The organism is Parvibaculum sp., from assembly GCF_035511255.1.
In the GTDB taxonomy this organism is placed as follows: Bacteria; Pseudomonadota; Alphaproteobacteria; order Parvibaculales; family Parvibaculaceae; genus Parvibaculum.
Window position 1 is genome coordinate 1 of sequence record NZ_DATKFR010000063.1, and the last position, 12,834, is coordinate 12,834.

General features: G+C 63.3%; 13 protein-coding genes and 1 pseudogene. 1 reads left to right on the plus strand and 13 read right to left on the minus strand.

Going from position 1 to position 12,834, the window contains the following annotated elements:
- Together VMR03_RS02080 and VMR03_RS02085 are read right to left on the minus strand one after the other, a co-directional pair.
- Positions 1-461: pseudogene (locus tag VMR03_RS02080) on the minus strand (hypothetical protein); the annotation flags it as partial.
- A gap of 76 nt (positions 462-537) precedes the next feature.
- Entirely contained in the window at positions 538-999 is a 462-nt protein-coding gene (locus tag VMR03_RS02085; RefSeq protein ID WP_325401794.1) for a hypothetical protein, read from the minus strand.
- Between the two features lie 98 nt (positions 1,000-1,097).
- On the opposite strand from VMR03_RS02085, the gene VMR03_RS02090 reads away from it, so the two are divergent.
- On the plus strand, positions 1,098-2,420 hold the full coding sequence (locus tag VMR03_RS02090) for an NCS2 family permease (RefSeq protein ID WP_325401796.1): 1,323 nt from the start codon (positions 1,098-1,100) through the stop codon (positions 2,418-2,420).
- Positions 2,421-2,795: 375 nt separating this feature from the next.
- Here the strand turns inward: VMR03_RS02090 and VMR03_RS02095 are convergent, their stop codons facing one another.
- From VMR03_RS02095 to VMR03_RS02145, 11 genes are all read right to left on the minus strand, one after another.
- Positions 2,796-3,098: a DUF1467 family protein gene (locus VMR03_RS02095; RefSeq protein ID WP_325401798.1), complete on the minus strand. Its 303-nt coding sequence runs from the start codon at positions 3,096-3,098 to the stop codon at positions 2,796-2,798.
- Between the two features lie 37 nt (positions 3,099-3,135).
- Positions 3,136-3,540, minus strand: coding sequence for a methylmalonyl-CoA epimerase (mce, locus tag VMR03_RS02100; protein ID WP_325401800.1), 405 nt, complete (start codon positions 3,538-3,540; stop codon positions 3,136-3,138).
- Positions 3,541-3,609: 69 nt separating this feature from the next.
- Positions 3,610-5,295 carry a ribonuclease J gene (locus tag VMR03_RS02105; protein ID WP_325401802.1) on the minus strand — a complete coding sequence of 562 codons (1,686 nt, stop codon included), beginning with the start codon at positions 5,293-5,295 and terminating at the stop codon, positions 3,610-3,612.
- Positions 5,296-5,304: 9 nt separating this feature from the next.
- Positions 5,305-6,075 (minus strand): biotin--[acetyl-CoA-carboxylase] ligase, encoded by a 771-nt coding sequence (locus VMR03_RS02110; RefSeq protein WP_325401804.1) that lies wholly within the window; start codon positions 6,073-6,075, stop codon positions 5,305-5,307.
- A gap of 1 nt (position 6,076) precedes the next feature.
- Positions 6,077-7,528, minus strand: a complete 1,452-nt coding sequence (gene nuoN, locus VMR03_RS02115; RefSeq protein WP_325401806.1) for an NADH-quinone oxidoreductase subunit NuoN — start codon at positions 7,526-7,528, stop codon at positions 6,077-6,079.
- A 22-nt stretch (positions 7,529-7,550) separates the two neighbouring features.
- Positions 7,551-9,095, minus strand: a complete 1,545-nt coding sequence (locus VMR03_RS02120; protein WP_325401808.1) for an NADH-quinone oxidoreductase subunit M — start codon at positions 9,093-9,095, stop codon at positions 7,551-7,553.
- A complete protein-coding gene (gene nuoL, locus VMR03_RS02125) occupies positions 9,095-11,026 on the minus strand; it encodes an NADH-quinone oxidoreductase subunit L (RefSeq protein WP_325401810.1) in 1,932 nt (643 codons plus the stop codon). Before nuoL ends, VMR03_RS02120 begins: the two co-directional genes overlap by 1 nt.
- A 5-nt stretch (positions 11,027-11,031) precedes the next feature.
- Entirely contained in the window at positions 11,032-11,340 is a 309-nt protein-coding gene (gene nuoK / locus VMR03_RS02130) for an NADH-quinone oxidoreductase subunit NuoK (protein ID WP_325401812.1), read from the minus strand.
- Positions 11,341-11,351: 11 nt separating this feature from the next.
- The gene (locus tag VMR03_RS02135) at positions 11,352-11,960 is read right to left on the minus strand and encodes an NADH-quinone oxidoreductase subunit J (protein WP_325401814.1); all 609 of its coding nucleotides are present in this window, start codon (positions 11,958-11,960) and stop codon (positions 11,352-11,354) included.
- A 63-nt stretch (positions 11,961-12,023) separates the two neighbouring features.
- Positions 12,024-12,515: an NADH-quinone oxidoreductase subunit NuoI gene (nuoI, locus tag VMR03_RS02140; RefSeq protein WP_325401816.1), complete on the minus strand. Its 492-nt coding sequence runs from the start codon at positions 12,513-12,515 to the stop codon at positions 12,024-12,026.
- A gap of 17 nt (positions 12,516-12,532) precedes the next feature.
- The coding region (locus tag VMR03_RS02145; protein WP_325401818.1) for an NADH-quinone oxidoreductase subunit H at positions 12,533-12,834 on the minus strand (302 nt) is incomplete at its 5' end.

A 12,834-nucleotide genomic window follows, 5' to 3' on the forward strand; every position in this document is an offset into this window, starting at 1 on the left:
GTGATCTCCGTGAGCAGCGGAATGGCGGGCACGCCGGCAGCGGTGGCGGGAACGGAGCTCCGCCCGACCACGCGGTTGCCGCTCGACGAATAACGGATGTCGCCGCGCGGTCCGTCATTCGATTGCATCGCGCTCTGCCAGGCGAAAGGCAGCCCGTTTTTCCATGCGTAATAGCCCCGCAGAAAATAGGGCACATCCGCGCAATCGACGAAGAACGTCACCTTCGGATCGGTGTGGCGATAGGGATTGGCAGGGCTCTTGATGCAGGCGTCGACGGTCCAGCAATCCTCGGCGCCCAACGCGCTTACGAAATCCTCGTAGCCCTTCTCGTCGGAAGCGTCCCAATGATCCTTGGTGATCCGCCACGTCGTCATCGCGGCCGCGGAGGCCGGCAACGTCCACAGACAGAACACCCACAGACAGACGGCGGCAATCGCCGCCCTGACCATTGTCGAACGCATGAGACCCCCACAAAGCCGTGCCCGAGCGTCACGGCGAGGGCCCTGCCTGTCAAGAAACGGCGCGGGGGAATCAGGGTTAATGTCCGGATCGGTTGCCGGATTTTTCCGAACGATGCGCGCATGCATCAGCCAGCGCGCGATCCGCGCCGCTGACCTGCTGTCCGTCGATCATCACAAGCCCCGTCTTCGGATCGAATGTGACGGTTGCAACCTCGACCGTGGAGTCGCTGCCGTATTTCGTGCCGTTGCCGAACGGCGCGATCTTGACCGGAAAGCTGTAGAAGCCGCGCGGCTCGATATTGGCACTTCCATCGACGTCGGCAGGCGCGACGGCGCTGCCGTCGGCGGCGATGCCGGGCTTGTAGTCCGCCTCGCCGTTCGGAACATAAAGCGCCATTTGATTGCACAATGCGTCGTCGATCTCGACGACATCGAAGGGCGCTTCGCCTCCGGCGAGTTCCTCGGCACACACAAACAAGGCCGGCTCGCCAATCAGCGCGGCCGCAATGGCGGCTGTGATTATCCGGGTCCGTTTCATCCGCCCATCCTCCCGGCAAGCGCCTTAAAGATGTCTTTCAAGGATCGAATGCATTCGCCAGAATGCGCCCGATCGTGCATGGCCGCCAAGGGGGATACATGGCAGAGGGGCAGCAACCGGTACCGCCGTCCGGTTTTCTCGACCGGTTCTTTCATCTGACCGAAAACCGCACCGCCATCCGCACCGAAATTTTGGCGGGCGTCACGACCTACCTCACCATGGCCTATATCATCTTCGTCAATCCGGCGATCCTCTCCGGGGCGGGGATGGATTTCGGCGCGGTCTTCGCCGCGACCTGCCTCGCCGCCGCGATCGGCTCGCTCATCATGGGGCTTTACGCGAATTACCCCGTCGCCCTCGCCCCTGGCATGGGGCTCAACGCCTATTTCGCTTTCGTCGCGGTGCCGGAATTCGGCGGCGACTGGCGCACCGCTCTCGGTTGCGTCTTCCTCTCGGGCATCCTCTTTCTCGCCCTCTCCCTGTCGCCCTTGCGCGAATGGCTCATCAATTCGATCCCGCGTTCGATGAAACATGCTATTGCCGCCGGCATCGGATTCTTTCTCGCGCTGATCGGCCTGAAGAATGCAGGCATCGTCGTCGGCGATCCGGTGACGCTCGTAACCCTCGGCAAGCTGGCGGCGCCCGCGCTCTTCGCGGCGGCGGGGCTCGTCGTCCTGACGGCGCTCGCGGCGCGGCGTGTCCCCGGCGCAACCATCATCTCCATTCTTGTCATCGCCGGCCTGTCGATCCTGCTTGGCTATCAAACCTTCGACGGGGTCGCCGCGATGCCGCCGTCTCTTGCGCCGACACTCTTGCAGATGAATCTCTCAGGCGCCGTACATGCGGGCTTCGTCACGATCGTTTTCGTTTTCCTGATGGTCGATCTCCTCGACACAGCGGGCACACTCGTCAGTGTCGCTTCGCGCGCTGGCATGCTCGATGCGGAAGGTCGCCTGCCTCGCCTGCGCAAAGCGATGGTCGCGGACTCGCTCGCGACTACCATCGGCGCCACCCTGGGGACGTCGTCGACGACGAGCTACATCGAAAGCGCGGCCGGTGTCGATGCAGGCGGACGCACCGGCCTCACCGCCGTCACTGTCGCCCTGCTTTTTCTGCTCAGTCTTTTTCTCGCGCCGCTCGCGCATGCGGTGCCGCTTTATGCGACAGCGCCTGCCCTTCTTTTCGTCGCCTGTCTGATGGCGAAAAGTCTGGCCGACATCGAATGGAACGACGTTACGGAGTCCGTGCCCGCCGTCGTCACCGCTCTGGCGATCCCTCTCACCTTCTCGATCGCGAGTGGCATAGGCCTCGGCCTTCTCACTTACGCCGCGGTCAAAATACTTGCGGGTCGGCCGCGCGAAGCGAACGGCGCGGTGCTGCTGATCGCCGCTGCCTTCGCCGTCAAACTGCTCCTGCAATGAAGCGCAACGGCGTGAACGGTTCGCATTCGGGAAATTGCGCTCCAACTGACCGCGGCATGATAAAATTGCGTGACAGCTTGTCGCATGGTGGTTATAGTCTGCCCACAAAAGAGGGACAGTGCACAAAAGCGCGGCCCAAGTTTAGGGAGGGAACGCCGACTTCGGAGGCCCCAGGGTTTCTGAAGGCGCGATAAAAGAGGGAATACCTATCGAGCAAGGCCACGAAAGTGGACCTTGCTTTTTTTTGCCTCGCGGCCGATGTGCCTCCCCGCGAAGCCTCATGCCGGACCTGATCCGGCATCCATCCTCTCTCCATACCTGCCGCTTTTTCAGGCGTGCCGCTTTAACAAGCAGCTAGGTCGAGCCCGTCCCGGATCAGTGCGCCGTTGGGGTCTCGTTCGGTCCATACCAGTCATGCAGCTTCGGCATGAAGGGAAGATCGTCGAAGCTAACCGGCTGATAGACATAGACATAGGCAACACCGAGCCATACGACCGCGGCCAGCGCCGTCGTCACCAGCGCCTTGCGGACAAGCATGGGTCGCACGGGCGCGCCCGGATCGCCGCCATCGGCCACGTCGCCCTCTTCATGTTGGGACCGGACACCCCAGGGCAACACGGCGAAGAGGATGGTCCACCAGACCACGAGATAGATGGCGATGCCCGCTGTCCAGGTCATGGCGTCGTTCTTCCTTGCTGGCCGCCGTCGGGACCGCTCACGCCTGCTCGAGTTCGACCAGCGTGCCGTAGAGGTCCTTGGGATGCAGGAACACGACCGGCTTTCCATGCGCGCCGATTCGCGGCTTGCCCGTGCCGGTGATCGTGATGCCTTCCGACGTTACCTGCTCGCAGGCGGCATTGATGTCGTCCACCTCGATGCAGACATGGTGGATACCGCCCTTGGGATTCTTGGCGAGGAAGCCGGCGATGGGCGAATTCTCGCCCAGGGGCTCCAGCAGTTCGAGCTTGGTATTGCCGAGATCGACGAACACCGTCGTCACGCCATGATCCGGCTGCGGCACCGCCTCGGAGACCTTTGCCCCGAACTTCGTCCGGTACATCTCGCCCGCTTCCCGCACATTGGGAACCGCGATCGCGACGTGATTGAGCTGACCGAGCATTTGAGCCTCGCTGCCGTTTAATTCCGCTGGCCCATACTTAATGGCCTTCAGGGGACCGGGCAAGCCGCCTCAGATTCGGGTGACGACCACCGCGACCTGGGCCTTCTTACCCCATTCCCGCCTGAGCGCCCCGCGCACCGCCCGTCGCATGAGCTCCGCGACGGCATCGTCGTCGCCCCGGCGCTTCGGCGGCAGCCGTTCCAGCGCCTCGTCGATGGCGTCGAGCGCCCGGTCCTCGAAGCTGACGCCGTGGCTATCCTCTTCCGGTAGGCCCATCAGGCGGACCTGCGGATCGCCCCTGACCTTCCCGTCCTTGTCGAGCACCAGGCTGACGAAGGCCGACCCCGAAAAGGCGAGCTTGCGCCGCTCCTGCACCGCGCCCTCGTCCGCCTCGATCAACACCTCGCCGTCGAGATAGATGCGGCCCGCCGGCGCCTCGTCGACGATCTCGGCCGGCCCCGGCGCAAGCCGCACCATCAGCCCGTTGCGCACGACGACCGTCTCCGGCACCTGCAACTCGCGGGCGAGCACCGCATGTTCGGCAAGATGCCGCGCCTCGCCATGCACGGGCACCGCGATTTGCGGTCTGATCCATTGATACATGCGCGCGAGCTCATCCCGGCAAGGATGCCCTGAGACATGGACGAAATGGTCCTTCTCGGTGATGACCCTAATGCCGCGCTCGGCGAGCCTGTTCTGGAGATCGAAGATCGAGGATTCGTTGCCCGGAATGATGCGCGACGAAAAGATCACCGTGTCGCCTTCCGACAGCGCGATGTTCGGATGCGTATCCTCGACGATGCGGGCCAGCGCCGCGCGCGGTTCGCCCTGGCTGCCCGTGCAGAGCAGCAGCACCTTGTCGCGCGGCAGATAGCCGATGTCGTGCTCCGTCAGAAACGGCGCAAGCCCGTTGAGATAGCCCGCGTCCCGCGCCGCGCCGACGATGCGGAACATGGCGCGGCCGACCAGCACCACATGCCGGTCGCAAGCCTCCGCCGCTTTCGCGATGCTTTCGAGCCGCGCGACATTCGACGCAAAGGTCGTCACCGCCACGCGCTCCTCGCATTGCCGGATCACCTCGATGAGGCTCTTGGCGACCTCCGCTTCCGAGCCCGACGTTCCCGGCGTGAAGACATTGGTGGAATCGCAGACGATGGCCAGAACGCCTTCGTCGCCGATCTCGCTGAGCCGGGTCACATCCATGTCGTCGCCGACCAGCGGCTCGGGATCGATCTTCCAGTCGCCCGTGTGCATCACCAGCCCGAGCGGCGTGCGGATGGCGAGCGCATTGGGCTCCGGAATCGAATGCGTCAGCGTGACGAGTTCGATGTCGAAAGGCCCGAGCGTAAAGCGGCTGCCGAGCGGCACGATGTTGAGCGGAACCTGCGCCTCGATGCCGGCTTCCATCAGCTTCGCCTTGACCAGCGTCGCGGTGAAGGGCGTCGCATAGACGGGGCAGCGCAGTCGCGGCCAGAGATGCGCCACCGCGCCGATATGATCCTCATGCGCATGCGTCAGCACGATGGCGATGATTTCGTCGCGCCGTTCCTCGAGGAAGGCCGGGTCCGGCATGATGAGATCGACGCCCGGCGTCCGGTCGTCGCCGAAGGTCACGCCGAGATCGACGACGATCCATTGCCGGTCGTCCTCGGGTCCATAGCCATAGACGTTGAGGTTCATGCCGATCTCGCCCGCGCCGCCAAGCGGCAGGAAGACGAGTTCGTCGTTGGGATGGGCGCTCGCAATTGCTGTCATACGGACAAACTAGTGCGAAGCGCGGCGAAAGAACACATCTCCCGCCGAAATCTGGCGCATGTCGCCCGATGGCGTCCGCACTTCGAGCGCCCCATCGGCGGCAAGCCCCACGAACGTCCCCTCGAAACTCTCGTCGGCAAGCCGGACGATGAGCGTCTCGCCGAGGCCTCCCGCCCGTGCGAGCCAGGCCTCGCGGATCGCGGCGAACCCCTGCACGTCGCGCCATTCGCGGAGGCGGCGATCGAACGCAGCCGCAAGCCGCTCCAGCGCTTCCGCCGGGGTGACGTTGGGGATTCCTAACGCTGCGAGCGAGGTCGCTGGGAATTCCACCTTGTCCGGATATTGCGCGAGGTTGATGCCGATGCCGATGGCGAGCCAGGCGAGTTCGCCCCCGGCGATCCCCGACGACTCCAGCAAGATGCCGGCGAGCTTGCGCCCGTCATGCAGCAGATCGTTTGGCCATTTGAGTTTGAGCCCCGGCCGGAGCGATGGCGGCAACAGCCCGTCAACGGCGTCATGGACGGCGACGGCGGCGACGAAGGAGAGTTCCGCCGCCTTGCGAGGACCGGCCTGCGGACGCAGAAACAACGTCCCCATGAAATTGCCCGAAGGCGAAACCCATTCGCGCCCACGCCGCCCGCGGCCTGCCGTCTGCCGCTCCGCCGTGATCCAGATCGGTCCGGCCTCGCCCGCCTCGCCGAGCCGCTTCGCTTCCTCGTTGGTGCTGTCGATCTCCGCGAAGGCGCGGTGCGCGACGCCCGGTGGAAGCGACGGCGTCATCTCAAGGCAGCAGCGCGGCGGCCGCGGCCTGCGCGCCCGCGATCAACGGTGCCGGATAGATGAAGAAGAAGAGCGTGAACAGGCCGGAGAGCCCGAGCACAACGCTCAGTTCCCGCGCCATCGGCGTTTCGAAGGCCGGCGCCGGCTCGTCGAAATACATCACCTTGACGATGCGCAGATAGTAGTAAGCGCCGACCACGCTCGACAGCACGCCTATCACCGACAGCGTATAAAGCCCCGCCTGGATCGCCGCCATGAAGACGTAGAACTTCGCGAAGAAGCCCGCGAGCGGCGGGATGCCCGCGAGCGAGAACATCAGCATCGCGAGAATGAAGGCGACCATCGGCCTGCTGCGCGACAGCCCGGCGAGATCCTCGACGCGCTCCACCTGCCCCTCGGGGCGGCGCATCGCGAGGATGACGCAGAAGACGCCCGCATTCATCACGACGTAAATGGCTAGGTAGATCAGCACGCCGCGAATGCCGTCCGCCGTCCCGGCCGCGACGCCGACCAGCACATAGCCCATATGACCGATGGAGCTATAGGCCATGAGCCGCTTGATGTTCGATTGCCCGATGGCGGCGAAGGCGCCGAGGATCATCGAGGCGATCGAGACGAAGACGACGATCTGCTTCCATTCCGGCGTAATGCCCGGAAAGGCCGTGAAGAGGACGCGAACCGTGAGCGCCATCGCGGCGACCTTCGGCGCGCCCGCCATGAAGGCCGTCACCGGCGTCGGCGCGCCTTCATAGACGTCGGGTGTCCACATGTGGAACGGCACCGCCGACACCTTGAAGGCGAGCGCGGCGAGAATGAAGACGAGCCCGAAGATGAGGCCGATGGACGGCTTGTCCGAACCGATCGCGGAAGCGATCACCTGAAAATCCACGCTGCCCGTGAAGCCATAGACGAGCGAACTGCCGTAAAGCAACAGACCTGACGAAAGCGCGCCGAGGACGAAATATTTAAGGCCGGCTTCGCTCGACTTCGCGCTGTCGCGGTTGAAGGCCGCAATGACGTAGATGCTGAGGCTCTGAAGCTCGAGGCCCAGATAGAGCGCGATCAGGCTGTTCGCCGACACCATCATGATCATGCCGAGCGCGGCGAGCGCGATCAGGATCGGAAACTCGAAGCGGTCCATGTTCTCGCGCCGGATGAACGTCACCGACATGACGACGGCGAGCGCCGCGCCGAGCAGTACCAGCAGCTTGGCGAAACGCGTGAACGGGTCGATCGCGAACATGCCGCCGAAGGTCGATTCCCTGATGTCGCCCTGGCCGAGCACCAGCACCGCGACCAGCACGAAAAGCGCGACCACGGCGTAAGAGATGCCGCGCGTCGGGCTCTCCTTGCGGAAGACGCCGAGCAGAAGCAGAAGCATCGCGCCGACCGCCAGCACGATCTCTGGCAGGACGGGTCCGAAGGCCGGAAGGGTCGAAGCGGCGGTTTCCATCGAATTGATCCTCGGCTTCCGTTCAGCGTGCGGCGATGAGATGCAGGGCGTCGAGCGCCGTGCGGCCCGCTTCAGCCACCCTGTGCGCCTCGACGGCGGCGGTATAGTTGGCGATGAGATGCTCGACGGAAGCCGCCGTCACGTCGAAGACGGGCGACGGATAAACGCCGAAGAAGATAGTCGCCGCGATGAGCGGCAGAAGCGTCACGATCTCTCGCTTGTCGAGATCGAGAATATTTTTCAGCGTGTCCTTCTCCAGCGCGCCGAAGATGATCCGGCGATAGAGGAAGAGCGCATAGCCCGCCGACAGAATGACGCCCGTGGCCGCGATCGCCGCGACCCAGGTGTTGACCTTGAACGTGCCGACCAGCGTCAGGAATTCGCCGACGAAGCCGCTCGTGCCCGGCAGGCCGACATTGGCCAGCGTGAAGATCAGGAAGGCAACGGCGTAAAGCGGCATCCGGTTGACGAGGCCGCCATAAGCCGCGATGTCGCGCGTATGCATCCGGTCGTAGATGACGCCGACGCAGAGGAAGAGCGCGCCCGAGACCCAGCCGTGAGAGAGCATCTGGAAGATACCACCCTGCACGCCCTGCTGCGTCGCCGCGAAGATGCCCATGGTGACGAAGCCCATATGGGCGACCGACGAATAAGCGATCAGCTTCTTGATGTCTTCCTGCACCAGCGCGACGAGAGAGGTATAGACGATGGCGACGACGCTGAGCGCGAAGATCAGCGGCGCGAAGTCCGCCGACGCAACGGGGAACATCGGCAGCGAGAAGCGCAGGAAGCCGTAGCCGCCCATCTTCAGCATGATGCCCGCGAGGATCACCGATCCCGCCGTCGGCGCTTCGACATGCGCGTCGGGCAACCACGTATGCACCGGCCACATCGGCATCTTCACCGCGAAGGAGGCGAAGAAGGCGAGCCACAGCCAGGTCTGCATGTTCGACGAGAAATCATGCGCGAGCAGCGTCGGGATGTCGGTCGTGCCGGCGTCCCAGTACATCGCCATGATGGCGAGCAGCATCAGCACCGATCCGAGCAGCGTGTAGAGGAAGAACTTGAAGCTCGCATAGATGCGCCGCTTGCCGCCCCATACGCCGATGATGAGGAACATCGGAATGAGGCCGCCCTCGAAAAAGAGATAGAAGAGCACGAGGTCGAGCGCACAGAACACGCCGATCATCAGCGTCTCGAGAATGAGGAACGCGATCATGTATTCGCGTACGCGCGTCTCGATCGAATGCCAGCTCGCGAGAATGCACGCCGGCATCAAGAAAGTCGTCAGGATCACGAACAGCATCGAGATTCCGTCGACGCCCATGTGATAGCTGATCGCGCCGCCGAGCCAGTCGACCTTCTGGACGAACTGGAACGCCGCCGTCGAGGGATCGAACTTCCACCAGATGTAAAGCGACACGACGAAGGTAATGAGCGTCGTCCACAGCGCCGTATAGCGCGCATTGCGTGCGACCGTCGCCTCGTCGCCGCGCCACAGCAGAATGAGCAGCGCGCCCGCGGCCGGCAGGAAGGTGATGATCGAGAGAATGGTTCCGTCGGTCATCAGCGGACGCCCCCGAGCATGAAGTAGGTCGCCAGCGCCGCGACGCCGAGAAGCATCGCGAAGGCGTAGTGATAGAGATAGCCGGTCTGGAGCCGCACGATGCCGCGCGTAACGTCGATGACGCGCGCCGAGACGCCGTCAGGCCCGATGCCGTCGATGATGCGGCCATCGCCGAATTTCCAGAAGGTGCGGCCGATCCAGAAGGCCGGCTTCACGAAAATCCAGTCATAGAGCTCGTCGAAATACCACTTGTTGAGTAGGAACTTGTAGAGCGGCGCCTGGGTGCGTGCGAGTTCCGCCGGCAGGTCGGGCCGCGCGATGTAGAAGTACCAGGAGAGCGCGAAGCCGAGCGCCATCATCAAGGTCGGCAGGAACGCCGCCCATTCCGGCACCTCGTGCATCGCATGCATGATGTGGTTCGACGTGCCGCGATAGATCGACTCGAGCCAGAAAGCCTCATGCATCTCGCCGATGAAATATCGGCTGAACAGCAGGCCCGCGCCGAGCGCGCCGATCGCGAGAATGATGAGCGGCACCAGCATCACGAGCGGCGATTCATGCACATGCTCGAGCGTGTGGTGATCCGCGCGCGACTTTCCGTGGAAGGTCATGAAGATGAGACGCCAGGAATAGAACGACGTCAGGAAGGCCGCGAAGACCGTCATGCCGAAGGCGTACATATGCGCCGGGTTCGTACCTGCATAGGTCGCCTCGATGATCGCATCCTTCGAGAAATAGCCCGCCGTGAACGGGAAGCCCGTCAGCGCCAGCGTGCCGATGACCATCATGCCGTAGGTCGCGGGGATCAGCTTGTAGAGCCCGCCCATCTTGCGCATGTCCTGCTCGTCGCTCATCGCGTGGATGACCGAACCCGAGCCGAGGAAGAGCAGAGCCTTGAAGAAGGCATGCGTGAAGAGATGGAACATCGCCGTCTCGTAGGCGCCGACGCCGAGCGCCGCGAACATGTAGCCGAGCTGCGAACAGGTCGAATAGGCGATGACGCGCTTGATGTCGTTCTGCACGAGGCCGACGGTCGCGGCGAAGAAGGCCGTCGTCGCGCCGACAATGGTGACGACGGTGAGCGCCGTCTGCGAGAACTCGAAAATCGGCGAACAGCGGGCGACGAGGAAGACGCCGGCCGTCACCATGGTGGCGGCATGGATGAGCGCCGACACCGGCGTCGGGCCTTCCATCGCGTCCGGCAGCCATGTGTGCAGCATGAACTGCGCCGATTTGCCCATCGCGCCCATGAAGAGCAGCAGGCAGATCGTCGTTACCACCGGCACGTCATGGCCGAGGAACATGAAGCTCTTGTTGGCGAGATGCGGGATCGCCTTGAACACGGTGTCGAAATCGACCGAGCCGACCATCAGGAAGATCGTCGAGATGCCGAGGATCAGGCCGAAATCGCCGACGCGGTTGACGACGAAGGCCTTGATCGCCGCCGCGTTGGCCGACGGCTTCTGATACCAGAAGCCGATCAGCAGGTAGGAGGCGAGACCGACGCCTTCCCAGCCGAAGAAGAGCTGCACGAAATTGTCCGCCGTCACCAGCGTCAGCATCGCGAAGGTGAAGAGCGAAAGATAGGCGAAGAAGCGCGGCTGGTGCGGGTCGTGGCTCATATAGCCGACCGAATAGATATGCACGAGCGCGGAAACGGACGTCACGACGACGAGCATCACCGCCGTCAGCGTATCGATCCTGAGACGCCAATCGGTCTCAAAGGCCCCGGAGTCGATCCAGGTCATGATCTGGACATGTTCGGTCACACCGCCGAAGGCGACCGTCGTGAAAGCCGCGATCGACAGCACCGCCGAAATGACGAGCAGCCCCGACGTGACGAATTGCGCGCCGCGTACACCGATCCAGCGGCCGAAAATGCCCGCGATCAGAAAGCCGACCAGCGGCAGGAAGACAATGGCGGAGTACATGTCTCCTACCCCTTCATCAGATTGACGTCCTCAACCGCGATGGTGCCGCGGTTGCGGAAGTAGGTCACGAGGATGGCAAGACCGATGGCCGCTTCGGCTGCGGCGACGGTCAGCACGAAAAGCGCGAAGACCTGACCGGTCAGATCGTGCAGGAAGACGGAAAAGGCAACGAGATTGATGTTCACAGCGAGCAGCATCAGCTCGATCGACATCAGGATGACGATGACGTTCTTCCGATTGAGGAAGATGCCGAAGACGCCGATCGTGAAGAGGATCGCCGCGACGGTCAGATAATGTCCGAGCCCGATTTCCATGCTCTGCTTCCTTAAAGTCCCTGGCCCGGTTTGACGTCCTTGAGCTCAACGCCCTCATGCCGCTTGCGTCCGACCTGATGCGCGATCACCTGCCGCTTGATATCGACGCGGTGGCGCAGCGTCAGAACGATGGCGCCGATCATGGCGACGAGCAGGATGAGGCCGGCGGCCTGGAAGAGATAGACATACTGCGTATAGAGCACCTGTCCGAGCGCGCGCGTATTGGCAACGTCCGCGACGACGGGCGACGAGGCGACGGACGCCGCCTCCGGGGTGATGACCCAGGCGACGCCGACGAAAATGAGTTCCAGCGCCAGGATGAACCCGACAAGCCCGCCGATCGGCAGATATTGCAGAAAGCCCTGCCGCAGTTCCGAGAAGTCGATGTCGAGCATCATGACGACGAAGAGGAAGAGCACCGCAACCGCGCCGACATAGACGATGACCAGAATGAGCGCGATGAACTCGGCGCCCATCAGAATGAAAAGCGCCGCCGCGTTGAAGAAAGCGAGGATCAGGAACAGCACGGAATGCACGGGGTTGCGCGCCGCGATCACCATGAACCCCGCCGCCACGGCCATGGCCGCGAAGACGTAAAATGCGATGGCGGAAACAATCATCTGGACCCCTCGTCCCTCAATTCCTGCGCCGGACCTGTCGTCCGGCTTTTCGTCAAACTCACGTCAGCGATAGGGCGCGTCGAGCGCGATGTTCTTCGCGATCTCACGTTCCCAGCGGTCGCCATTCGCGAGCAGCCGGTCCTTGTCGTACATGAGCTCCTCGCGGGTCTCCACGGAGAACTCGAAATTCGGCCCCTCGACGATCGCATCCACCGGGCAGGCTTCCTGGCAGAAGCCGCAATAGATGCACTTCGTCATGTCGATGTCGTAGCGCGTCGTGCGCCGCGTGCCGTCGTTGCGGCGCGGCCCCGCCTCGATGGTGATCGCCTGCGCCGGGCAGATCGCCTCGCAAAGCTTGCAGGCGATGCAGCGCTCCTCGCCGTTCGGATAACGGCGCAGCGCATGTTCCCCGCGGAAGCGCGGGGAGAGCGGGCCCTTCTCGAACGGGTAGTTCACCGTCGCCTTGGGCTTGAAGAAATAGCGCATCGCGAGAAAGAAGCTCGTGACGAATTCCGTCAGGAAGAGCGACCGGGCGACCTGGTTGACCGAAGCCATGTGTCAGTCCTTTCCCATCAACCGTGATGCGGCACAAGGCCGAAGCCGACGAGTACGCCCGCCGTCAATACGACCCAGAACAGCGAAAACGGCAGGAATACCTTCCAGCCGAGGCGCATGAGCTGGTCGTAGCGGTAGCGCGGTACGAAAGCTTTCACCATCGCGAACATGAAGAAGACGAGGCAGAGCTTGGCGAGGAACCAGACGATCCCCGGCACCCAGGTGAAGGGCGCGAAATTCACCGGCGGCAGCCAGCCTCCGAGGAACAGGATCGTCGTCATCGCGCACATCAGGATGATCGACACATACTCGCCGAGCA

What these genes read in the sequence shown, in the direction of transcription:
- VMR03_RS02085 (WP_325401794.1), bottom strand. Translation starts at nt 999, where the DNA reads ATGAAACGGACCCGGATAATCACAGCCGCCATTGCGGCCGCGCTGATT.
- VMR03_RS02090 (WP_325401796.1), top strand. Translation starts at nt 1,098, where the DNA reads ATGGCAGAGGGGCAGCAACCGGTACCGCCGTCCGGTTTTCTCGACCGG.
- VMR03_RS02095 (WP_325401798.1), bottom strand. Translation starts at nt 3,098, where the DNA reads ATGACCTGGACAGCGGGCATCGCCATCTATCTCGTGGTCTGGTGGACC.
- mce (WP_325401800.1), bottom strand. Translation starts at nt 3,540, where the DNA reads ATGCTCGGTCAGCTCAATCACGTCGCGATCGCGGTTCCCAATGTGCGG.
- VMR03_RS02105 (WP_325401802.1), bottom strand. Translation starts at nt 5,295, where the DNA reads ATGACAGCAATTGCGAGCGCCCATCCCAACGACGAACTCGTCTTCCTG.
- VMR03_RS02110 (WP_325401804.1), bottom strand. Translation starts at nt 6,075, where the DNA reads ATGACGCCGTCGCTTCCACCGGGCGTCGCGCACCGCGCCTTCGCGGAG.
- nuoN (WP_325401806.1), bottom strand. Translation starts at nt 7,528, where the DNA reads ATGGAAACCGCCGCTTCGACCCTTCCGGCCTTCGGACCCGTCCTGCCA.
- VMR03_RS02120 (WP_325401808.1), bottom strand. Translation starts at nt 9,095, where the DNA reads ATGACCGACGGAACCATTCTCTCGATCATCACCTTCCTGCCGGCCGCG.
- nuoL (WP_325401810.1), bottom strand. Translation starts at nt 11,026, where the DNA reads ATGTACTCCGCCATTGTCTTCCTGCCGCTGGTCGGCTTTCTGATCGCG.
- nuoK (WP_325401812.1), bottom strand. Translation starts at nt 11,340, where the DNA reads ATGGAAATCGGGCTCGGACATTATCTGACCGTCGCGGCGATCCTCTTC.
- VMR03_RS02135 (WP_325401814.1), bottom strand. Translation starts at nt 11,960, where the DNA reads ATGATTGTTTCCGCCATCGCATTTTACGTCTTCGCGGCCATGGCCGTG.
- nuoI (WP_325401816.1), bottom strand. Translation starts at nt 12,515, where the DNA reads ATGGCTTCGGTCAACCAGGTCGCCCGGTCGCTCTTCCTGACGGAATTC.